Source organism: Clostridium sp. LXY-7 (assembly GCF_056172015.1).
Genome location: NZ_JBLLJL010000001.1, coordinates 1,140,422 through 1,162,259 on the forward strand (window position 1 = coordinate 1,140,422; position 21,838 = coordinate 1,162,259).

The window sequence follows — 21,838 nt, forward strand, 5'->3', positions numbered from 1 at the left end:
GTGAAGTAGATATGTTTGGAGGTTTTTTTGAAAAGCTTAAACAAGGACTAACAAAGACTAGAGATAGTATTAATACTGCAGTAGTACAGGTGTTAAACTTAGCTGTTACTATAGATGAGGATTTATATGAAGAATTGGAGGAAATCTTAATCACTAGCGATATTGGGGTAGAAACATCAGTTGAGATAATTGAGAGAGTTAAGAAAAGGGTATTAGATGATAGAATAAAAGATCCTAATGAAATATTACCTTGTATGAAGAAGGTTATTATGGAGATGTTAGGAGAAGAGGACAACTCTATAATTACTGAAAAAACTCCTCAGATTAAATTAATAATTGGAGTAAATGGTGTTGGAAAAACTACATCTATAGGTAAGATAGCATCTAGGATTAAAAATAACAATTACAAAGTGCTTTTAGCTGCTGGGGATACCTTTAGGGCAGCAGCTATAGATCAATTAGAGGTATGGAGTAAAAGAGCTGGAGTAGATTTAATTAGACATCAAGAAGGTTCAGATCCTGCGGCAGTGGTATTTGATGCAATTCAAGCGGCTAAAGCAAGAAAAGTAGATGTACTAATTTGTGATACTGCAGGAAGACTTCATAATAAGAAAAATTTAATGGATGAGCTTGGGAAAATAAATAGAGTTATAGATAGAGAATTTAGTGAAGGACATAAAGAAACTTTATTAGTATTAGATGCAACAACAGGACAAAATGCTGTAATTCAAGCTAAGCAGTTTATGGAGGTTTGTTCTATTGATGGTATAATATTAACCAAGTTAGATGGAACAGCTAAAGGTGGAATAGTTATATCTATTAAGCAGAGCTTAAATATTCCAGTTAAATATATCGGTGTAGGAGAAGGTATTGATGACCTTCAAGAATTCAATACTAGAGAATTTGTGGAAGCATTATTTTAGCTGTTAAGTAAAAATACTTGACAGCATAGTATTCATTTGTTAATATAGTCTTTGTGAGTTAGGTGGTTATATGGAAAAAAGAGTAGAAGTATCACTCTTACTAGATTTTTATGGTGTGCTGCTGACTGATAAACAGAGAGATATTATGGACTTATATTTTAATAAGGACTTATCCCTTTCTGAGATATCAGAAAATAATAATACGAGTAGGCAGGCTATACACGATGTAATTAAAAGATGTCATAATCTTCTTATGGAATATGAAGAAAAGCTTCAATTAATGGAGAAAACTTTGACTATGGAAAACTCTAAAACAAAAATCATTAACAAATTGAATGAATTTATTAGTAGCACAGAGGACTCAAAACACATAAAATTTATTGAAGGTGTCATTGAGGACATAAGAAAGAGTATGTAGGAGGTTTTGTCATGGCTTTTGAAGGATTAGCGTCTAAATTACAAGAAACTATGAAAAAGCTTAAAGGTAAGGGTAAACTTTCAGAGAAAGATATTAAGGAAGCTATGAGAGAAGTAAAACTTGCTCTCTTAGAGGCTGACGTTAACTACAAAGTAGTTAAGGATTTTGTGAAATCAGTTAGTGAAAAATGTCTAGGTAAAGAAGTAATGGAGAGTTTAACTCCAGGACAACAAGTAGTAAAAATAGTTAATGATGAATTAACTTCACTAATGGGAACTACAGAGAAAAAAATAGAATTTATACACAATGGAATAACAGTTATAATGTTAGTTGGACTTCAAGGAGCAGGTAAAACTACCATGGCTGGAAAACTTGCATTAAGCTTTAGAAAAAGTAATAAAAAACCATTATTAGTTGCTTGTGATATTTATAGACCAGCAGCAATAAAGCAATTACAAGTTGTTGGAAAATCTATTGATGTACCAGTATTCACCATGGGCGATAAAAATAGTCCAGTGAATATCGCAAAAGCAGCTATGGAAAATGCTAAAGAGAATAATTATAATATAGTAATAATAGATACCGCAGGAAGACTTCATATAGATGAAGAACTTATGGGTGAACTAAAAGATATAAAAGCAGAGGTAAAGCCTTCAGAGATTCTTTTAGTAGTAGATTCCATGACAGGTCAAGATGCTGTTAATGTAGCAGAAACCTTTAATAATAACATTGATATTACTGGTGTTATATTAACAAAGTTAGATGGCGATACCAGAGGAGGAGCGGCTCTCTCTATAAAGGCTATAACTGAGAAGCCTATAAAATTTGCTGGTGTTGGAGAGAAAATGACAGATTTAGAGACATTCCATCCAGAGAGAATGGCATCAAGAATACTTGGAATGGGGGATGTGCTTTCATTAATTGAAAAGGCACAATCAGCTATAGATGAAAAGAAAGCTCAAGAACTTGGAGCTAAAATGCTTAATCAAGAGTTTAACTTTGAGGATTTCTTAGAATCTTTAAATCAAATGAAGAACCTTGGGCCCTTAGGAAAAATTATGGAAATGATGCCTGGTGTGAATTCTAAGGAATTAAAGGGAGTAGATTTATCTCAAAGTGAAAAAGAAATGGGGAAAATAGAGGCTATAATTAAGTCAATGACAGCAAAAGAAAGAAAAAATCCCAACTTAATTTCTTCTTCACCTTCAAGAAAAAAAAGAATAGCAAAAGGCTCAGGAACGACTATTCAATCTGTAAATAAGGTATTAAAAGATTTTGAGATGATGAAAAAAATGATGAAACAAATGAAGGGTATGAACAAATTTGGTAAAAAAGGACTACTTGGAAAATTACCTTTCTAGTTTATATAAATTAACATAATCCTTTGAAGGAGGTGAAATTTAATGGCAGTTAAAATAAGATTAAGAAGAATGGGTGCTAAAAAAGCTCCTTTCTACAGAATAGTTGTAGCAGATTCAAGATCTCCAAGAGACGGAAGATTCGTTGAGGAAATTGGATACTATAACCCAACTACAGAGCCAGTTACTGTTAAAATCGATGCAGAGAAAGCAGCTAATTGGATAAAAAATGGTGCGCAACCTACAGATACAGTTAAGAGACTTTTCAACAATGCAGGAATAAAATAGGAAAGTTTTATTGATTGGAGGCATATGCCATGAAAGAATTACTTGAAATTATTGCTAAGTCATTAGTTGATAATCCTGATTCTGTTCAAGTAAATGAAATTACTGGAGAGCATTCTATAATTTTAGAATTAAAGGTTGCTCAAGAAGATATGGGTAAAGTAATTGGAAAACAGGGAAGAATAGCTAAGTCTATTAGAACTGTTGTTAAAGCAGCGGCTATTAAAGAAAATAAAAGAGTTGTTGTAGAGATAATATAAGAGTTAGGATTTCCTAACTCTTATTTTGATATAATAAGTTTAAAAATACATTCACTGTTTATAATAGTATGTATAATGAATTTCTAGTGAGGAGATAGTTATAATATGAGAGAATTTTTAAATGTTGGACAAATTTCTAAACCTCATGGAGTAAGAGGAGAGGTAAAGGTTATATCTTTAACTGATAGTTTAGAAAGGTTTAAAGAATTACATAAAGTTTATATTGATGGTATAGAGAGAGAAATAACTTCTGTAAAATTACAAACAGATAGAGCTATACTTAAAATACAAGGTGTAGATAGTGTGGAAGACGCTGAAAGATTAAGAAATAAATATCTAGAGGTTTCAAGGGAAAATGCTAAACAATTAGAAGAAGACAGTTATTATATAGCTGATTTAATTCAATGTACAGTCTACGATACAAAAGGAAATGAAATAGGACCAGTTTATGACGTTCTAGAGACTGGAAGCAATGATGTGTATTGGGTAAAAGGAGAAGGCGTAAAAGAAATTCTTATACCAGCGTTAAAAGATATAGTGACAAGTGTAGATGTTGAGAGTAGAAAGATAATTATAAGACCAGTGAGTCAATGGTCGGAATAATGAGAATAGATATATTAACACTGTTTCCAGAGATGTTTGGTATATTCAATCATAGCATTATAGGAAGAGCTCAAAAGAAAAAAATACTGTCTATTAATGCTACAAATATAAGGGATTATTCCAATAATAAGCATAAGCAAATAGATGATTATCCTTATGGGGGAGGAGCTGGAATGGTAATGATGGCACCTCCTATAGTAGATTGTATAAAAGATATAAAAGCTGTAAATAATGGTAAGGTAATATTTCTAGGACCTAAAGGAGAGACCTTTAATCAAAGTATGTGTGAAGAATTATCAAAAGAAGAAAATTTGATATTTTTATGTGGTCATTATGAAGGCATAGATGAAAGAGCATATAAGTACATAGATATGGAAATATCTTTAGGAGACTTTGTATTAACTGGTGGGGAGATGGCTTGCATTCCAATAGTAGACAGCGTATGTAGACTCATACCTGGGGTTTTATCTTGTGATGAGAGTTTTGAAGAGGAATCATTTTATAATGGATTATTGGAACATCCACAATATACAAGACCCTTTTCTTATAATGGAGAAACTGTCCCAGATATACTAGTTTCTGGACATCATGAGAATATTAGAAAATGGAGAAGATTACAATCATTGATAGTAACTAAAAATAGAAGACCAGACTTATATAAAAATATAGAATTAACTAAAGAAGATAAGAAACTATTAGAAACCTATTATAAAAATAATAAATAATATTGCATAATAATAGGTGATATGATAAAATGAGGTTTGTGCTAGTACGGGCGGTCCTCTGCCACAAGATGTGGTTATGAACGTCGATTAAATTTTAGGAGGGAATGCACAATGTTAGATATAATAAAAGCTATTGAAGCTGAACAATTAAGAAATGATTTACCACAATTCAATGTTGGAGATACTGTAAAAGTTCACATCAGAATTACAGAAGGAACTAAAGAGAGAATTCAAGTTTTTGAAGGAACTGTAATTAAAAGACAAAATGGTGGAGTAAGAGAGACTTTCACAGTTAGAAGATTTGCTTCAGGTGTTGGAGTTGAAAAAACTTTCCCAGTTAACGCACCAGTTATAGAGAAAGTTGAAGTAATAAGAAGAGGTAAAGTAAGAAGAGCTAAATTATTCTACTTAAGAGACAGAGTAGGTAAGAGAGCTAAAGTTAAAGAGTTAATCTAAGGAAATGGGGCTATTAAGTCCCTTTTTTTATTATATAATATGTATAAAACTAGAAATTCTAGGAGTGAGAAAAAATGAGTATAAACTGGTTTCCAGGGCATATGGCCAAAACAAGAAGAGAGATACAAGAAAATTTAAAATTAGTAGATGCAGTAATAGAGATAAGAGATGCAAGAATAGCATATTCTAGTTCAAATCCTGAAATAGAAAAAATATGTAAGGATAAGCCTAGAATAATATTATTTAATAAAAGTGATTTGAGTGATGAAGGTATTACTAGACAGTGGACTAAAGCCTTAAGTGATGAAACCACTAAGGTTTTATCTGTAAATTGTTTGACAGGAGCAGGGTTAAATAAGATAAAGCCCACACTAGAAGGAATGCTTAAACCCAAACATGATAAATTAAAGGCAAAGGGTGTAGTTAATATTATTACTAGAGTTATGGTTGTTGGTATACCTAATGTAGGAAAATCTACATTTATAAATAAGATGGCAAAAAATAATATTGCTAAAACAGGGGATAGACCAGGCGTAACTAAGAGTAAGCAATGGATAAAAACTAAGATAGGGATAGAACTAATGGATACACCTGGGGTGTTATGGCCTAAATTTGAAGATGAGACAGTAGGGTTAAATTTAGCCTTTACGGGGGCTATAAAGGATGAAATCATGGATATAGAGGACTTAGCATTAAAGCTCATAGAAAGACTTCAACATAGTCACCCTGATAGATTACAGGAGAGGTATAAGTTAAAGGAGATATTAGAAAATCCCTTGGATAATATGGACAATATAGGTAAAAAAAGAGGGGCTATAATATCTGGTGGAAATATAGATTATAATAGAGTAGCTGTAATGCTATTAGATGAATTTAGAGGGGGAAAATTAGGAGCTATATCTTTAGAGGGTCCTAATGATAAAAAAGAAGATGGAAAACTGGAGCTTTAGTGATAAAATTGATAGTTTAAAGTATAATGATATTAAAACTAAGGTAGAGAAATTCAAAGAGGAAAATATAATTAGTGAAAATCTTGAAAGTTATAGCCAGGTGTCAGATATGCTTTGTAATGATAGTAGAAAAAATGTAAAAACATTAGGACTATCTATAAGAAAGCAGATAGAGGGGTATATAAAGGAAAGAAGTAGAGTTAAAGAGTTATATGACTTTGATAAAAGCTATGGTTATAAAATAGTAGCAGGAGTAGATGAGGTAGGCAGAGGGCCATTGGCTGGTCCTATCGTATCAGCATCTGTAATTTTAGATTCTGACGATGAATTTATATTATATATAAATGATTCGAAAAAATTATCAAAGCATTTGAGAGAAGAACTGTCAGAGAAAATTAAAGCGAAAGCTATTGCCTATAATATAGAAGAAATAGGTAATAAAGAGATTGATGAAAAAGGTATAGGATTTTGCAATCATGAGGTATTTAGAAGAGCAGCAAATGGACTAAAAATTAAGCCCGAAATTGTTTTATCGGATGGATATTTAATAAAGGATTTTAATATAGAAAATAAGGCTGTAATAAAGGGTGATACCAAAAGTGCATCCATAGCATGCGCATCTATATTAGCTAAAGTATACAGAGATAAGATTATGGAAAATTATGCTGAAGAATATTCTTATTATGGGTTTGAAAATAATGTAGGATATGGCACTAAAGAGCATTTAGCAGGAATTATAGACCATGGAATCTGTAGTATACATAGAAAAACTTTTTTGACTAATATATTAAATAAATAGAAAGAGGCTATGCATTAAATAAAATGCATAGTCTTTCCCTATTTTACAGAGGTTAATTTAATATGTGAATCGAAATGCATCTTTTATAATATTGATTTTACAATCATCATTATGATGATTTAAGCAAACTTCAGCTACATCAAATCTAAAGTAGTTTTTATGTAGGTTATATTTATTTATATAATATTGGGCAACTCTAAATATTTTATATTCTTTTGCCCCTATTACACTTTCACATGGAACACCATAGATATTATTATATCTAGTTTTAACTTCAATAAAGCAGATAAAGTTTTTATCTCTAGCAATTATATCTATTTCTCCAACTTTGCAGCTAAAGTTTCTGCAAAGAATGTTATAACCTATTGATATTAAATAATTTTCACAGAGTTGTTCACCATAGTAACCAATTTGTTTATTTAATTTTTTCATTATATTTCCTCTCCTTAAGCTTGGATTTAAATGATTTCTTGTAAAAATATAGTATTTAAAATAAAATGTGTTTATTAGCTATATTATTGTCAATAATATTTTAATAAAACTATAGTGTGGTGAATATTTATGGCAATAGAAATAAAATGTGCTAGTATTTTAGGCGTAGATGGTATTATGGTAAATGTAGAAATAGATATATGTTATGGATTACCTAGTTTTAATATAGTAGGACTAGGTGATACAGCCGTGAAAGAATCGAAGGATAGAGTTAGAGCAGCAATTATTAATTCGGATTTTGAATTTCCTGTGAGTAGAATAACTATAAACTTAGCACCAGCTCATATAAAAAAAGAGGGCTCTCATTTTGATTTAGCAATAGCAGTAGGTATATTAGTAGCGACGAATCAGATCAGGTGTGAAGACAGTGAAAAGTATATTTTTGTTGGAGAACTTTCATTAAATGGGAAAATTAAAAGAGTTAAAGGGGTGCTTCCAATAGTCATTGAAGGGGTTAAGAATAAAATATTTGATTTTATAATACCTATGGATAACAGAGCTGAAGGGGCATTGATTGAAGAAGCAAATATATTTCCTGTTGATAGTTTAAAAGAGTTAAAAGATTTTTTATTATATAAGGATATGTATCCGTATAAAAAAACGTGCTTAATAGAAGAAGAAGTTCAAGATATAGATTTTCAAGATGTCATAGGACAAGAGGCTGCTAAAAGGGGACTAGAGGTTGCAGTAAGTGGAAATCATAATATAATTCTATATGGAGATCCTGGGGCCGGTAAGACAATGTTAGCGGAAAGAATAACTACAATTATGCCACCTCTTAGCTATAAGGAGTATTTAGAGATAAGTCAAATTCACAGTGTGAGTGGCACTAGTGATGAAGAGCAGGATTTAAAGGGCAGACCATTTAGAAATCCACATCATACCATAACTAATATTGCACTAATAGGAGGAGGACGAAATCCCGTTGTAGGAGAAGTATCATTGGCTCATAGAGGTGTATTATTTTTAGATGAGCTCTTAGAGTTCAATAGCAAGGCATTACAAGTGTTGAGACAACCGTTAGAGCAAAAGCAAGTAAAGCTATCGAGGGTGTATGGAACAGTTACATATCCAGCAAATTTTTTATTCGTAGGCGCCTTAAACCCATGTCCTTGTGGTTATCATGGTAGTAAAACGAAGAGGTGTAGATGTAATGAATATGATATTAATAGGTATTTATCAAAATTATCAGGGCCGATTTTAGATAGAGTGGATATGTTCATAGGTGTAAGCTCTGTACCTTACGACCAAATAGTGGGAAGTGGAAATGGAAAGAGTTCTAAAGCTATGAAGGATAGAATATTAAATTCTAGAGCTATTCAAAGAAAAAGGTTTGAGAATGAAGATATAAATTATAACAGCGAAATGTCAAAACAACATATAGAAAAATATTGTGCATTAGATAAAAAATGTAGCAAAATATTGGAATTTGCATATAGGCAATATGGATTAAGTACAAGAGTGTATATTAAACTCATAAAACTGGCTAGGACTATTGCTGATTTAGAAGGTAGCAATAACATAGGTGAGGAACATTTAATAGAAGCACTTGAATATAGAAAGTACATAGGAGCCAATATAGTTTAATAAAGGATTTATGGTATAGAATAAAATGAAAAAAAGTGAAATATTAAATATTTGGATGACTTTAAGCGAAATATCTAATAAAAATAAGTTTAAATTAACTAAAGAATTCAATGGAATTGAACCTCTCTTCCAATATGTTATGAGCAATAAAATCCATACAGATCCTCTGATGGAAAAATTAAAGTATGCTTATAATATTGATAAAATAAATTTAATAATGGAACAGATGTGGAAAGAAAACATAAAATTTATAACATTTAGTGATGAGAATTATCCACATAAATTAAAATTAATAGAAGATTCACCTTATGGATTATTTTATAAAGGAAATTTAAATAAATTAAATAAAAATATAAATTTAGCTGTAGTAGGTTCAAGAAGATGCACAAGATATGGAACAGATGTTACAAATATGATTGTGGGGAATTTGGCATTATATAATGTAAATATTATAAGTGGATTAGCTAAAGGTATAGACGGTATAGCACATAAAAGAGCATTAGAAGTAGGAATGTATACCTCAGGAATACTAGGATGTGGTATAGATGAAATATATCCAAAAGAGAACAAATCTATTTATGAAGAAATATTGATGAAAGATGGATGTATAATCAGTGAATTTACTATGGGTATGAAGCCCTTAAGTAGAAATTTTCCAATGAGAAACCGGATTATTAGTGGAATTAGTGATTTAGTATTAATAGTAGAAGGGGGAGAAAAAAGTGGTACATTAATAACTGCCAATTCAGCCTTAGAACAAGGAAAGGACGTAATGGTGGTTCCGGGAAGTGTTTTTTCTAGTGAAAGTAAAGGAACAAATAAACTTATAAGAGATGGGGCACATGTTTTTACAGAAATAGAAGATATTTTGAGTTTATTAAGTATAAATATTATAAATAAACAAGAAATTAATAAAAATATAAAAAATAATTTCAATACGAAGATACATGAGGAGTTATGTAACCTTATAGATGAAAATCCTATACATATAAATGACATAATTAAAGTAACTAATATTGACATTAATCAATTATATAAGTTATTATTTGAGTTGCAAGTACAAGAACATATTATATGCTTAAATGGAAATTTTTATGTTAGAGTTAATAAGAAATTATAACATATACTATAAAAATAGAGATGTTTTTAAATTTATAAAAGCAATACATTTAGGTTACAAGTAGTAATGGAGGGGATAAGATGGGTCAAAAACTAGTAATAGTTGAGTCACCAGCAAAAGCTAAAACCATAAAAAAATATTTAGGGAAAAACTATGTTGTTGAAGCATCTATGGGTCATGTTAGAGATTTACCAAAAAGCCAACTAGGCGTTGATATAGAAAATAACTATGAACCAAAATATATTACTATAAGAGGAAAGGGAGACTTATTAGATAAATTAAAAAAAGAAGCAAAAAAAAGTGAAAAGGTATATTTGGCTACTGACCCTGATAGAGAGGGTGAGGCAATTTCATGGCATTTATCTAAAGTTTTAAAGATAGAAGACCATGAAGAGTGTAGAATTGAATTTAATGAAATAACTAAGAATGCTGTGAAAAATGCAATTAAAAGTCCAAGAAAAATTAATGAGAATGTGTTTGATGCTCAACAAGCACGTAGAGTACTAGATCGATTAGTGGGATATGAAATAAGTCCTATTTTGTGGAGAAAAGTAAAATGGGGGTTGAGTGCAGGAAGGGTCCAATCTGTATCATTAAAAATCATATGTGATAGAGAGAATGAAATTAATGCATTTTTACCAGTAGAGTATTGGACCATAGAAGTAAAAGTAAGTGAAAGCATCAATGGTAAAAGTTTTGTTATAAAGCTAGCCAACAAAAATGGCAAAAAGTTATTGATTCACAGTGAAGGTGAAGCTAAAGAAATTCAAAAAGAACTTAGTAATGGAAATTATGTTATAAGTAATATAAAAGAAACTACAAAAAGTAAAAATCCATTACCACCATTTACCACTAGTACATTACAACAAGATGCATATAGAAAAATAAATTTTTCTACTAAAAAAACCATGTCTACTGCTCAGCAATTATATGAAGGAATAGAAATAAAAGGTCATGGTACTATAGGATTAATTACTTATATGAGAACTGACTCTGTAAGAATATCTGATGAGGCACAACAAGCTTGTAAGAATTTTATTGGCAATGAATATGGTGAAGAGTATGTTCCTAATACAAAAAGAGTTTATAAAGGTAAAAAGGGAGCTCAAGATGCACATGAGGCTATCAGACCTACAAATATAGAGATAACCCCAGAAATAGCTAAAGCTACATTAACTAATGATCAGTTAAAGTTATATACTCTCATATGGAATAGATTCGTAGCAAGTCAAATGGAATCGGCATTATTAGATTTTACTAATATTGATATACAAAACGGAGAGTATACTCTTAAAGTATCGGGATATAAGGTTAAGTTTGATGGTTTCACTAGATTATATTCTGTACAGAATGAAGAAGAAGATGAAGCATCAGCAAAACTTCCAAAGCTTATCATAGGAGATGTGTTGAAATCTAAAGGGATTGAGAATAAGCAACATTTTACGCAGCCACCTGCTAGATTTTCAGAGGCCTCCTTAGTTAAAACTTTAGAAGAAAATGGAATAGGAAGACCAAGTACTTATGCTCCAACTATATCTACATTGCTCGATAGAAAATATGTTGAAAGAAACAAAAAAGTTTTAATTCCTACGGAATTGGGATTTATTATAAACAATATAGTTAGTGAGTATTTTAAACAAATTGTAGATGTAGAATTTACTGCAGAAATGGAAAGCAAATTAGATAGTATAGAAGAAGGAAGATCTGAATGGAAACTTATAGTTAATGAATTTTTCACGCCTTTAAAGCAAAGTATAGAAATAGCTGAAAAGGAAATAGCTAAGATTACTATTGAAGATAAAGTTTCAGATGTACCTTGCGATAAATGTGGAAAACTAATGGTTATCAAGCATGGTAGATTTGGAGATTTTTTAGCTTGTCCAGGATACCCGGAATGTAAAAATACTAAAACTCTTGCAAGAGAATTAGAAGTTCCGTGTCCTTTATGTGGTGGTAAAATTTTAGAGAAAAGAAGTAAAAAAGGAAAGTTATTTTACGGGTGTGATAATTATCCAAACTGTAATTTTGTTGCATGGCATGAACCAACAAGTGAGAAGTGTTCAGAATGTGGTAGTGTACTTGTAAAAAGACATACTAAATCTAAGGGTGATTATTTAGAGTGTAGCAATAATGAATGTAAACATAAAAAGTCTATAAATAATGAATAAATTTTTCAATTAAAGTAAAATATAAAATAACTAAATGTTTATATTTGAATTTTCCATTAACATATCACCAAACTTTTACTTATAAAAAAACAAAATTTTATTGAAATCGACAAAAATGTATGCTAGAATGAATCCTTGAGTAATAAAATAGAAAAGTTTCAATGCGGATAAATATTTTGATTTGTTTCTTGGGTATAATAATTATTAACAGAATTATTATTAACAGAATTATATAATATAAAAAATAATACGTGTAGAAATTGTAAGTAGTTAGGAGGAATAGAAGTGTCATTATTAGACAAAACTAGAAGATTGAATAAGATATTACAAAAATCTGGAGCAGAGCCTGTGGTTTTTGACGACATATGTAAACTTCTTAGTGAGGTTTTAGACTGTAATGTATATATAGCTAGCAGAAAAGGAAAAGTATTAGGGTATAATTTATCTGGTGGATTTGAATGTGAACATGTAAGAGAACAAGTCGTTGAAGGAATGAGATTTCCAGATGAATATAATGCAAAACTTTTAACTGTAGAAGAAACTAGAGCAAATACGAAAAGTAAGGGCTTTTGTCTTTTAAAGGAAAGTGAAAGTTGCGGATTTGATGAAAAATTATCTACTGTGGTGCCTATAAATGGAAATAGAGAGAGATTAGGAACTCTTTTAATATCAAGATTTGGAAAACCTTTTACAGAGGATGACTTAGTTATTGCTGAGTATAGCGCAACTATAGTTGGATTAGAAATATTAAGATCGAAAGCTGATCAGATTGAGGAAGAGGCTAGGAAAAAAGCTATCGTTCAATTAGCAATAGGAACATTATCTTATTCTGAATTAGAAGCTGTAGAGCATATTTTTAATGAATTAGATGGTACAGAAGGATTATTAGTTGCATCTAAAATAGCAGATAAGGTTGGAATAACTAGATCTGTTATAGTTAATGCTCTAAGAAAATTTGAAAGTGCTGGAGTAATAGAATCAAGATCTCTAGGAATGAAAGGTACGCATATAAAAATACTAAATGAAAAATTATTAGATGAATTAGCAAAATTAAAATAATTATTTGTTGATATAAAGGCTAGTTATTACTTAGCCTTTATAATTTTATTTAGTCTTAATTTTAAGAATTTCTATCTTAATATATATTACAATTATAACTATAATATATTTATCTTATAATTATAAAAAAATATTGAATAGTGATTTTAGGTATGATATAATACACGAGATAAGAAAATACACACATTACTCTATTTACTAAAAGGTGCCTTAAAAGGTTTTTAGTAAAAATGAAAGTAATGGAGGAAAAACCAGGAGGGAATATTAAATGGCAGTAATTTCAATGAAACAATTATTAGAAGCTGGTGTTCACTTTGGACACCAAACAAGAAGATGGAACCCTAAGATGGCTCCATATATATTCACAGAGAGAAATGGAATATATATCATAGATCTTCAAAAGACAGTAAAGAAAATTGATGAAGCATATGATTTTATAAAATCAATTGCAGAAGAAGGAAAAGATATATTATTTGTTGGAACTAAGAAGCAAGCTCAAGAAGCTATTCAAGAAGAAGCTATCAGATCAAGCATGCACTTTGTAAACAATAGATGGTTAGGTGGAATGTTAACTAACTTCAGAACTATCAAAGCAAGAATAGGTAGACTAGAAGAATTAGATAGAATGGAAGAAGAAGGAATATTTGAAGTTCTTCCAAAGAAAGAAGTTATTCAACTTAAGAACGAAAGAGAAAAACTAGAAAAAAATCTTGGTGGAATAAGAAGCATGGATGCTAATAAAATAGGAGCACTATTTGTTGTCGATCCTAGAAAAGAAAGAAATGCTATTTCAGAAGCTAAGATATTAGGAATACCAGTAATAGCTATAGTTGACACTAACTGTGATCCAGATGATGTTGATTATGTAATCCCTGGAAACGATGATGCTATCAGAGCAGTTAAATTAATAACTGAAAGATTAGCAGATGCTATAATCGAAGCTAGACAAGGTGAAGAAATAGCTGAGTAATAGAATTAAATTATACACAGCCTCATCTATGGTTGTAAATATATGATTTTTATTGAGGTAGATGAGAGAATTAAATTTCTTTCATTTACCTTTTAAATTACCCAATGAATAGGAGGAATTTTTAATGATAACGGCAGCAATGGTAAAAGAGCTTAGAGAAAGAACTGGAGCAGGAATGATGGACTGCAAAAAAGCTCTAAATGAAACAAATGGAGATATGGAAAAATCTATAGAGGTATTAAGAGAAAAAGGATTAGCAGCAGCAGCTAAAAAAGCTGGAAGAATAGCAGCAGAAGGTGTAGTTACAACTTACATATCAGAAGATATGAAAATTGGATCTGTAGTTGAAGTTAACTGTGAAACTGACTTTGTTGCAGCTAATGATGATTTCAGAACACTTGCAAACAATGTAGCAAAAATGGCAGCATATACTAAAGCTACTACAGTTGAAGAATTATTAACAGAAAAATATATAGGCGATGAAAGCAGTACATTACAAGAAGCGGTTACTGCTTTAATAGCTAAAATCGGTGAGAATATATCTGTAAGAAGATTTGAAAAATTCAATGTTGAAAATGGAATAATCCAAAGTTATATCCATGGAAATGGAAAAATTGGAGTTTTAGTTCAATTAGCATGTGAAAAACAAGCAGATATATTAACTATAATTGGTAAGGATGTAGCAATGCAAGTTGCAGCAGCAAATCCACTATTCTTAAATAAAGATGCTGTAGATAATGAATCTTTAGAAAAAGAAAAAGAAATATTTAGAGTTCAAGCTTTAAATGAAGGAAAGCCAGAAAATATTGTTGAAAAAATGGTTATGGGAAGAATAAACAAATACTACAAAGAGATATGTTTAGTTGAGCAAGTTTGGGTTAAGAATGGTGACTATACAATAGCTAAATATTTGCAAGAAGAATCTAAAAAGATAGGTGCATCTATTGAAATAGCTCATTTCGCTAGATTTGAAAGAGGCGAAGGTATAGAAAAGAGAGAAGACAACTTTGCAGAAGAAGTTCAAAAAATGCAAGGGAAATAACTTAAAAGAGAACCTCGTGTTCTCTTTTTTTAAAAGTGTTTTATGAAATATTTTATAAATTAATAATTTTACAGATGTAAATAATTTAATTTGGAGGTATAATATACATGGAAGCTGCAAAATACAAAAGAGTTATGTTAAAACTTTCCGGAGAAGCATTAGCTGCTGAAAAGGGATATGGTATAGATTTTGAAGTTGCTAATAGCATTTCTATACAAATAAAAAAATTAGTAGAAATGGGTGTTGAAGTTGGTGCCGTTGTAGGTGGAGGAAACATATGGAGAGGTAGAAGTGGTGAAGGAATGGATAGAACTACAGCTGATTATATGGGTATGATGGCTACTTGCATTAACGCACTAGCATTACAAGATTCGTTAGAGGCTATTGGTGTACACACTAGAGTTCAGACGGCTATAGAGATGAGAGAGATTGCAGAGCCTTACATAAGAAGAAGAGCTATGAGACACCTAGAAAAAGGAAGAGTTGTGATATTTGCAGCAGGTACAGGTAATCCCTATTTCTCTACAGATACAGCAGCAGCTTTAAGAGCGGCGGAAATTGAAGCGGAAGTTATTCTTTTAGCTAAAAAAGTTGATGGAGTATATGATAAAGATCCACATAAATATAATAATGCTAATAAATTTGATGGATTATCATATATAGAAGTCTTAGAAAAAGGATTGCAGGTAATGGATTCTACTGCCACTTCTTTGTGTATGGATAACAATATACCTATTCTTGTATTTGGATTAGATAAACCGGAGAATATAATAAGAGCGGTTAAAGGGGAAAATATTGGTACATTAGTATCGTCTAATATATGTAAATAATATATGGAGGTAGTTTTATGGTAAAGGATATTATTAAAAATGCTGATGATAAAATGGTTAAAACCATAGCAGTACTTAAAGGAGATTTAGGTACTATGAAGGCGGGGAGAGCAAATCCAACAATGCTAGATAGAATTCAAGTAGAGTGTTATGGTTCTCTTGTGCCATTAAACCAAGTAGGGAACATTTCAGCACCTGAACCAAGAGTTTTATTAATCCAACCGTGGGATAAGAGCTCTATAAAAGATATAGAAAGAGCTATATTAAAATCAGACTTAGGATTGAACCCGACTAGTGATGGACAGGTAATTAGATTGATAATTGCTGAGTTAACAGAAGAAACTAGAAAGAATTTAGTTAAAACTGTTAAAAAGACTGGTGAAGATGCTAAGATAGCCATAAGGTCTATAAGAAGAGATGCTAATGATAAAGTAAAGGCTCTTAAAAAAGATAATTCTATTGCTGAAGATGAAGCTAAGAAGGCAGAAGATAGTATTCAAAAGGAAACTGATAAATTTATTAAACAAATAGAGAAAATAATTGAAGAAAAAGAAAAAGAAATAATGTCAGTATAGTATTAATAAAACCTGCAGAATTGCAGGTTTTATTAATAGTAAAAAACCTATGAATTACTTGACATATATGTAGGAATGGAGAGAAGATTGTTGAGTATCTTTAATTTTTTTAAGAAGAATAAACAAGAAGAATTTGTAAAGATAGACATGGAGAAAATTCCTAAACACATAGCCATTATTATGGATGGAAATGGAAGGTGGGCGAAGTTAAGAAATCTTCCAAGGACTATGGGGCATAGAGAAGGAATGAAAACTATAAAATCTATGGTTAAGGAATGTAGTAAATTAGGAGTTAAATATTTAACGCTATATGCTTTTTCTACGGAAAATTGGAAGAGACCACAACAAGAGATAGATACCCTTATGAGCTTAATAATAGAATATATTAATAAGGAAATTGATGAATTACATAAAAATAATGTAACCTTTAATGTTATAGGGGATATGACTAAGTTGCCAAAATCATGTCAGAAATCTATTTTGTGGGCTAAAAACATGACTAAAAATAATAATGGTCTAACCTTAAATATTGCATTAAACTATGGAGGAAGAGATGAAATAGTTAATGGCGTGAAAAAAATTGCTGAAAAAGTTTTATCTGGAGATATCAAGATAGAGGATATAACGGAAAAAACCATATCAAACAGCTTATACACGAAGGGCATGCCAGATCCCGATATGATTATAAGACCTAGTGGAGAACTAAGGATTAGTAACTATTTGCTTTGGCAAGGTGCTTATTCTGAGTTTTGGTTTTCAAATATAAATTGGCCTGACTTTACAGAACAAGATTTACACAATGCCATCATAGATTTTCAGAACAGAAACAGAAGGTTTGGTGGAGTATAGAATTGGAGGTGAATTTATGAGTAAAAGGTATATAGGGGCGATAATGTTAGTTCCGTTGCTTATATTTCCTTTTTTAGGAGGGTATTATTTAAAATATTTATTGCTTATATTATCTTTATGCGGCATGTATGAATTTTATAGAACTTGTAAAGAATGTGAATTTAATCCTATATCTTTTATTGGATATGGGCTATGCCTTATATACTATATATACATAGGAAAAGATTTTAACTTATCTCATGGAATAGGAGTATTCATTTTTACTGTATTTATATTAATGACAATTCCTGTATTAAATACAAAATATAATTTTATAGATGTGGCATTGACAATACTTCCGTGTTTTTATGTAACTATTTTCTTTAGTTTTATGTATTTATTAAATATAAATACATATGGTAATTATCTAATTTGGATAATATTTATTGCTTCTTGGGGATGTGATACAGCAGCGTATTATTCAGGAAGATATTTAGGAAAACAAGGAAAGCATAAACTTATTCCAAAGGTTAGTCCGAATAAGACTGTAGAAGGGGCTATTGGGGGATTAGTAGGAAGTATATTAGGATGTACACTATATGGCTATATAATAACTAGATTTGGAGTTATTATACCTTTATATCATTACATATTTATTGGACTATTAGGAGGTATATTTAGTCAATTAGGAGATTTAGTTGCTTCAGCTATAAAAAGATATGCGAAAATTAAAGATTATTCAAACTTAATACCAGGACATGGAGGAATATTAGATAGATTTGATAGTATATTATTTGTATCTGTTATAGTTTATTATTATGTATCCATATTTATAAATATATAAAATTACTAAAAGGGCTTCATATAAGTCCTTTTTTAGTTTATTATTATATTTACTTGAGAGAAAAATTTAAATAATAGAGAAAGATTTAAATAATTTTAATAAAATACTTTAATAATTTAAATTTTAGTTTAAGATAAATTTTTGTATTGATATATATTATACGGTATAATGTCTATGTACATATTAAAATATAAATTTCATTATATATGACAATTAAATAATACTGTAAATTTAGACTATTAAGGAGAGATATTAGTGAAAAATATAAGTATATTAGGTGCTACAGGATCTATTGGAACCCAGGCACTGGATATTATTCGAAATGAAGAGAATCAACTTAGACTAATAGGGATAACAGGTCATAGAAATTATGAAAAATTAATAGAAATAATTGATGAATTTCAACCAAAGTACATAGGTGTAACAGATGAAGGTTGCTATGAAAAAATTAAAAAATATTGTCACAAGAGACATGAGAAGTGTATTATTTATTCTGGAGAGGAGTCATTAGAAAAAATAGCAACTCTTGAAGAGATAGATACTGTACTTACATCTGTAGTTGGAATTGTTGGACTTAAGCCAACGATAAAAGCTATAAGAGCTAAAAAAAACATTGCATTAGCAAATAAAGAAACTTTAGTAGTGGCTGGAGAAATTGTAATTAAAGAGGCTATGAAAAATGGAGTGAAAATCCTACCTGTAGATTCTGAACATGGAGCTATATTTCAATGTATACATGGGAATGAGAAGGAAGCCATAGAAAAAGTAATATTGACAGCTTCTGGAGGTCCTTTTAGAGGGAAAAAAAGAGAGGAACTTATAGATATTACTCCAGAACAGGCGTTAAAACATCCTAAATGGGATATGGGGAAAAAGATATCTATAGATTCTTCAACTCTAGTTAATAAGGGGTTAGAGGTAATAGAAGCCCATTTCCTATTCAATGTTCCTTATGAAAATATAGAGGTCGTAGTCCATCCGCAAAGTATAATTCATTCCATGGTTGAATATGTAGATGGAGCTATAATAGCCCAACTTGGAAGTACAGATATGAGATTACCAATACAATATGCTTTAAATTTTCCAGAGAGAAAGAATGCTATAGTTAATAAAATCAATCTTACTGAAATTGGGAAATTAACCTTTGAGAAACCAGATATGGATACCTTTCTATGTCTTAAACTAGCTTTTGAGGCTGGAATTTTAGGAGGGAATATGCCAGCTATATATAATGGAGCTAATGAAATTGCTGTGGAATTGTTTCTAGATAAGAAAATTAAATATTTACAAATAGAAGAAATTATAAAAACATGTATGAAAAAATTCAAATATGTAAAAAATCCTTCTTTAGAGGAAGTTTTAGACATAGATAAAAGAGTTAGAGAATATGTTTTAGAAAGATATGTTAAAAAGTAGTAGAGAGGGGAAAGAATATGTTGGAAAGTTTAATAAGAAATATGCCTTATTTTATAATGGCATTGCTTGCCTTTAGTTTATTAATAATAATACATGAATTAGGTCATTTTATAATGGCTAAGGTTAATGGGGTAAAAGTTTTAGAATTTTCCTTAGGCATGGGTCCTAAGATATTTGGAATAAAGGGGAAAGAAACAGAGTATTTAATAAAAGCCCTTCCAATAGGTGGATACGTTAAGATGTATGGTGAAGAAGATGATGTTACAGTGGTTGATAATAGAGCTTTTGCTAACAAATCTTCATTCCAAAAATTAACTATCGTAGCTGCTGGTCCTATAATGAATTTTGTTTTAGCCATTGTATTATTTGCAATGGTAGGTGGACTACAAGGTCATGCAACTAATATTATAGATAAAGTTGGAGAAAATTCACCAGCTATGGAAATTGGTATAAAAGCAGGAGATAAAATAACGGAAGTAAATGGGAAAAAAGTTACAACGTGGGAGGATTTTCTCAATGAAGTGATAACTGGTGAGGGAAACCCTGTAAACATGACGGTAGAAAGAAATAATGAGAAGATTGCTTTAAACCTTACTCCAGTGAAAGATGAAGAGTTAAATAGATATATTATAGGAATATCTTCAAAAGTAGTTAATCCTAACTTTATTCAATCAGTTTCTTATGGATTCAATCAAACTATTAGTACTATTAGACAGACTTTTGGTTTCTTTGGGCAGCTATTTCAAGGTAAAGTATCTGCAGATGATGTAGGTGGACCTATTAGCATAATTAAGATTTCTGGAAGAGCAGCAGAGCAAGGAATTTTAACCTTACTTACATTTATATCCTATTTAAGTGTGCAGTTAGCTATATTTAATATTATACCATTTCCAGCCTTAGATGGTGGATGGATATTCTTATTGTTATTTCAAATAATCACAGGAAAAGAAGTGGATAAAGAAAAGGTTGCTACTATAAATTACTTTGGCTTTTTAATACTTATGGGAGTAATGGTACTAGTTTTATTAAAGGATATAATACATCCTATACAATTCTAGAGGTGAAGATATATGAATAGGAAACAAACTAAAAAGATAATAGTTGGAGATACTTTTATTGGAGGAGATAGTAAAATAGCTATACAATCCATGACGAATACAGATACAAGAGATATAAAAGCAACTGTCAACCAAATTTTATCTTTAGAGCAGGTGGGGTGTGATATAGTTAGATGTGCGGTTCCCGATATGGAAGCCGCAGAGGCTATAAAACAGATAGTTAAAGAAATAAACATACCACTTGTAGCGGATATACATTTTGATTATAGATTGGCTTTAAAATCTATAGAAAATGGTGTGTCTAAGCTTAGAATTAATCCTGGAAATATAGGAGACGTTGAAAGGGTTAAATTAGTTGCTAAAGCTGCTAAAGAAAGAAATATTCCTATAAGGATAGGAGTAAATTCGGGATCATTAGAAAAAAATATATTGGATAAATATGGCAAAGTATGTAGTGAGGCCTTAGCAGAAAGTGCTCTTACCCATGTGAAGATTCTAGAGGATGTAAACTTTGATGATATAGTTATATCTATAAAATCTTCTGATGTAGTTCAAATGATTGATAGCTATAATATAGTTTCAAAAGAAGTGAACTATCCTCTGCATTTAGGAGTTACAGAAGCTGGAACTATATGGCGTGGTACAATTAAATCCAGTGTGGGAATAGGAGCCCTTTTAGCTCAAGGAATAGGTGACACTATAAGAGTTTCTCTCACAGGGGATGTAAAAGAGGAAATTAAGGTAGGTAAGGAAATACTTAAATCTTTAGGGTTGATAACAGGAGGAATTAAATTTGTTTCTTGTCCTACTTGTGGTAGAACTCAAATTAATCTGATTAAAATTGCTGAAGAGGTGGAAAATAGATTAGGAAATATAGATAAAGATATTAAGGTAGCGATTATGGGATGTGTAGTGAACGGACCAGGAGAAGCTAGGGAAGCAGATATAGGAATTGCTGGGGGAAGAGGAGAGGCTCTTATATTCAAAAAAGGTGAGATAATAAAAAAAGTAAAGGAAGAATATATAATTGACGAATTGATAAAAGAAATTAGCAAATTGTAGAGTAGGGGGT

24 protein-coding genes are annotated in these 21,838 nt (G+C 30.6%); 23 read left to right on the forward strand and 1 reads right to left on the reverse strand.

Translation table 11 applies throughout. The annotated features are described in order from the left end of the window. Positions 1–11: 11 nt before the first annotated feature. From ftsY to ACI48Q_RS05445, 10 genes are all read left to right on the forward strand, one after another. On the forward strand, positions 12–923 hold the full coding sequence (gene ftsY / locus ACI48Q_RS05400) for a signal recognition particle-docking protein FtsY (protein WP_474918021.1): 912 nt from the start codon (positions 12–14) through the stop codon (positions 921–923). 70 nt (positions 924–993) lie between these two features. Beyond that, positions 994–1,341, forward strand: a complete 348-nt coding sequence (locus tag ACI48Q_RS05405) for a putative DNA-binding protein (protein ID WP_474918022.1) — start codon at positions 994–996, stop codon at positions 1,339–1,341. 11 nt (positions 1,342–1,352) lie between these two features. Next, positions 1,353–2,702 carry a signal recognition particle protein gene (gene ffh, locus ACI48Q_RS05410; RefSeq protein WP_474918023.1) on the forward strand — a complete coding sequence of 450 codons (1,350 nt, stop codon included), beginning with the start codon at positions 1,353–1,355 and terminating at the stop codon, positions 2,700–2,702. A gap of 42 nt (positions 2,703–2,744) precedes the next feature. Next, the gene (gene rpsP / locus ACI48Q_RS05415; protein ID WP_474918024.1) at positions 2,745–2,987 is read left to right on the forward strand and encodes a 30S ribosomal protein S16; all 243 of its coding nucleotides are present in this window, start codon (positions 2,745–2,747) and stop codon (positions 2,985–2,987) included. 29 nt (positions 2,988–3,016) lie between these two features. Continuing rightward, entirely contained in the window at positions 3,017–3,244 is a 228-nt protein-coding gene (locus ACI48Q_RS05420; RefSeq protein ID WP_474918025.1) for a KH domain-containing protein, read from the forward strand. Positions 3,245–3,349: 105 nt separating this feature from the next. After that, positions 3,350–3,847 (forward strand): ribosome maturation factor RimM, encoded by a 498-nt coding sequence (rimM, locus tag ACI48Q_RS05425; RefSeq protein ID WP_474918026.1) that lies wholly within the window; start codon positions 3,350–3,352, stop codon positions 3,845–3,847. Continuing rightward, entirely contained in the window at positions 3,847–4,572 is a 726-nt protein-coding gene (gene trmD, locus ACI48Q_RS05430) for a tRNA (guanosine(37)-N1)-methyltransferase TrmD (RefSeq protein WP_474918027.1), read from the forward strand. The genes rimM and trmD overlap by 1 nt, the downstream gene beginning before the upstream one ends. Before the next feature lie 111 nt (positions 4,573–4,683). After that, positions 4,684–5,028, forward strand: a complete 345-nt coding sequence (gene rplS, locus ACI48Q_RS05435) for a 50S ribosomal protein L19 (protein ID WP_474918028.1) — start codon at positions 4,684–4,686, stop codon at positions 5,026–5,028. Between the two features lie 74 nt (positions 5,029–5,102). Continuing rightward, positions 5,103–5,978: a ribosome biogenesis GTPase YlqF gene (gene ylqF, locus ACI48Q_RS05440; protein WP_474918029.1), complete on the forward strand. Its 876-nt coding sequence runs from the start codon at positions 5,103–5,105 to the stop codon at positions 5,976–5,978. Next, positions 5,944–6,777 carry a ribonuclease HII gene (locus ACI48Q_RS05445; protein WP_474918030.1) on the forward strand — a complete coding sequence of 278 codons (834 nt, stop codon included), beginning with the start codon at positions 5,944–5,946 and terminating at the stop codon, positions 6,775–6,777. The genes ylqF and ACI48Q_RS05445 overlap by 35 nt, the downstream gene beginning before the upstream one ends. Before the next feature lie 57 nt (positions 6,778–6,834). On the opposite strand, the gene ACI48Q_RS05450 is transcribed toward ACI48Q_RS05445, so the two are convergent. Beyond that, complete coding sequence (locus ACI48Q_RS05450; protein WP_474918031.1) at positions 6,835–7,209, reverse strand: YraN family protein; 375 nt, start codon at positions 7,207–7,209, stop codon at positions 6,835–6,837. Positions 7,210–7,338: 129 nt separating this feature from the next. On the opposite strand from ACI48Q_RS05450, the gene ACI48Q_RS05455 reads away from it, so the two are divergent. The 13 genes from ACI48Q_RS05455 to ispG all read left to right on the forward strand — a co-directional run bounded on the left by ACI48Q_RS05455 (position 7,339) and on the right by ispG (position 21,828). Then, a complete protein-coding gene (locus tag ACI48Q_RS05455) occupies positions 7,339–8,856 on the forward strand; it encodes a YifB family Mg chelatase-like AAA ATPase (protein WP_474918032.1) in 1,518 nt (505 codons plus the stop codon). Between the two features lie 25 nt (positions 8,857–8,881). Beyond that, the gene (dprA, locus tag ACI48Q_RS05460; RefSeq protein ID WP_474918033.1) at positions 8,882–9,976 is read left to right on the forward strand and encodes a DNA-processing protein DprA; all 1,095 of its coding nucleotides are present in this window, start codon (positions 8,882–8,884) and stop codon (positions 9,974–9,976) included. A gap of 80 nt (positions 9,977–10,056) precedes the next feature. Continuing rightward, the gene (topA, locus tag ACI48Q_RS05465) at positions 10,057–12,144 is read left to right on the forward strand and encodes a type I DNA topoisomerase (RefSeq protein ID WP_474918034.1); all 2,088 of its coding nucleotides are present in this window, start codon (positions 10,057–10,059) and stop codon (positions 12,142–12,144) included. Between the two features lie 285 nt (positions 12,145–12,429). Next, positions 12,430–13,203 carry a GTP-sensing pleiotropic transcriptional regulator CodY gene (gene codY / locus ACI48Q_RS05470; protein ID WP_474918035.1) on the forward strand — a complete coding sequence of 258 codons (774 nt, stop codon included), beginning with the start codon at positions 12,430–12,432 and terminating at the stop codon, positions 13,201–13,203. 268 nt (positions 13,204–13,471) lie between these two features. Continuing rightward, positions 13,472–14,173 (forward strand): 30S ribosomal protein S2, encoded by a 702-nt coding sequence (gene rpsB / locus ACI48Q_RS05475; RefSeq protein WP_474918036.1) that lies wholly within the window; start codon positions 13,472–13,474, stop codon positions 14,171–14,173. Between the two features lie 124 nt (positions 14,174–14,297). Then, entirely contained in the window at positions 14,298–15,215 is a 918-nt protein-coding gene (gene tsf, locus ACI48Q_RS05480; RefSeq protein ID WP_474918037.1) for a translation elongation factor Ts, read from the forward strand. 107 nt (positions 15,216–15,322) lie between these two features. Then, a complete protein-coding gene (pyrH, locus tag ACI48Q_RS05485) occupies positions 15,323–16,045 on the forward strand; it encodes a UMP kinase (protein ID WP_474918038.1) in 723 nt (240 codons plus the stop codon). A gap of 17 nt (positions 16,046–16,062) precedes the next feature. Continuing rightward, positions 16,063–16,620: a ribosome recycling factor gene (frr, locus tag ACI48Q_RS05490; protein ID WP_474918039.1), complete on the forward strand. Its 558-nt coding sequence runs from the start codon at positions 16,063–16,065 to the stop codon at positions 16,618–16,620. A 96-nt stretch (positions 16,621–16,716) separates the two neighbouring features. Beyond that, on the forward strand, positions 16,717–17,469 hold the full coding sequence (locus ACI48Q_RS05495; RefSeq protein WP_474918337.1) for an isoprenyl transferase: 753 nt from the start codon (positions 16,717–16,719) through the stop codon (positions 17,467–17,469). A gap of 16 nt (positions 17,470–17,485) precedes the next feature. Next, a complete protein-coding gene (locus ACI48Q_RS05500; protein ID WP_474918040.1) occupies positions 17,486–18,292 on the forward strand; it encodes a phosphatidate cytidylyltransferase in 807 nt (268 codons plus the stop codon). Between the two features lie 255 nt (positions 18,293–18,547). Further along, a complete protein-coding gene (locus ACI48Q_RS05505; RefSeq protein ID WP_474918041.1) occupies positions 18,548–19,708 on the forward strand; it encodes a 1-deoxy-D-xylulose-5-phosphate reductoisomerase in 1,161 nt (386 codons plus the stop codon). A 17-nt stretch (positions 19,709–19,725) separates the two neighbouring features. Continuing rightward, positions 19,726–20,766, forward strand: coding sequence for an RIP metalloprotease RseP (gene rseP / locus ACI48Q_RS05510; RefSeq protein ID WP_474918042.1), 1,041 nt, complete (start codon positions 19,726–19,728; stop codon positions 20,764–20,766). 12 nt (positions 20,767–20,778) lie between these two features. After that, a complete protein-coding gene (gene ispG / locus ACI48Q_RS05515) occupies positions 20,779–21,828 on the forward strand; it encodes a flavodoxin-dependent (E)-4-hydroxy-3-methylbut-2-enyl-diphosphate synthase (protein ID WP_474918043.1) in 1,050 nt (349 codons plus the stop codon). Positions 21,829–21,838 lie beyond the last annotated feature (10 nt).

Coding starts and splice junctions, on each gene's coding strand:
- ACI48Q_RS05405 (WP_474918022.1), top strand. CDS start 994: ATGGAAAAAAGAGTAGAAGTATCACTCTTACTAGATTTTTATGGTGTG.
- tsf (WP_474918037.1), top strand. CDS start 14,298: ATGATAACGGCAGCAATGGTAAAAGAGCTTAGAGAAAGAACTGGAGCA.
- ispG (WP_474918043.1), top strand. CDS start 20,779: ATGAATAGGAAACAAACTAAAAAGATAATAGTTGGAGATACTTTTATT.
- frr (WP_474918039.1), top strand. CDS start 16,063: ATGGTAAAGGATATTATTAAAAATGCTGATGATAAAATGGTTAAAACC.
- rimM (WP_474918026.1), top strand. CDS start 3,350: ATGAGAGAATTTTTAAATGTTGGACAAATTTCTAAACCTCATGGAGTA.
- ylqF (WP_474918029.1), top strand. CDS start 5,103: ATGAGTATAAACTGGTTTCCAGGGCATATGGCCAAAACAAGAAGAGAG.
- rpsB (WP_474918036.1), top strand. CDS start 13,472: ATGGCAGTAATTTCAATGAAACAATTATTAGAAGCTGGTGTTCACTTT.
- ACI48Q_RS05455 (WP_474918032.1), top strand. CDS start 7,339: ATGGCAATAGAAATAAAATGTGCTAGTATTTTAGGCGTAGATGGTATT.
- trmD (WP_474918027.1), top strand. CDS start 3,847: ATGAGAATAGATATATTAACACTGTTTCCAGAGATGTTTGGTATATTC.
- topA (WP_474918034.1), top strand. CDS start 10,057: ATGGGTCAAAAACTAGTAATAGTTGAGTCACCAGCAAAAGCTAAAACC.
- dprA (WP_474918033.1), top strand. CDS start 8,882: ATGAAAAAAAGTGAAATATTAAATATTTGGATGACTTTAAGCGAAATA.
- rplS (WP_474918028.1), top strand. CDS start 4,684: ATGTTAGATATAATAAAAGCTATTGAAGCTGAACAATTAAGAAATGAT.
- ACI48Q_RS05450 (WP_474918031.1), bottom strand. CDS start 7,209: ATGAAAAAATTAAATAAACAAATTGGTTACTATGGTGAACAACTCTGT.
- rseP (WP_474918042.1), top strand. CDS start 19,726: ATGTTGGAAAGTTTAATAAGAAATATGCCTTATTTTATAATGGCATTG.
- rpsP (WP_474918024.1), top strand. CDS start 2,745: ATGGCAGTTAAAATAAGATTAAGAAGAATGGGTGCTAAAAAAGCTCCT.
- ACI48Q_RS05420 (WP_474918025.1), top strand. CDS start 3,017: ATGAAAGAATTACTTGAAATTATTGCTAAGTCATTAGTTGATAATCCT.
- ACI48Q_RS05500 (WP_474918040.1), top strand. CDS start 17,486: ATGAGTAAAAGGTATATAGGGGCGATAATGTTAGTTCCGTTGCTTATA.
- ACI48Q_RS05445 (WP_474918030.1), top strand. CDS start 5,944: ATGATAAAAAAGAAGATGGAAAACTGGAGCTTTAGTGATAAAATTGAT.
- ftsY (WP_474918021.1), top strand. CDS start 12: ATGTTTGGAGGTTTTTTTGAAAAGCTTAAACAAGGACTAACAAAGACT.
- pyrH (WP_474918038.1), top strand. CDS start 15,323: ATGGAAGCTGCAAAATACAAAAGAGTTATGTTAAAACTTTCCGGAGAA.
- ffh (WP_474918023.1), top strand. CDS start 1,353: ATGGCTTTTGAAGGATTAGCGTCTAAATTACAAGAAACTATGAAAAAG.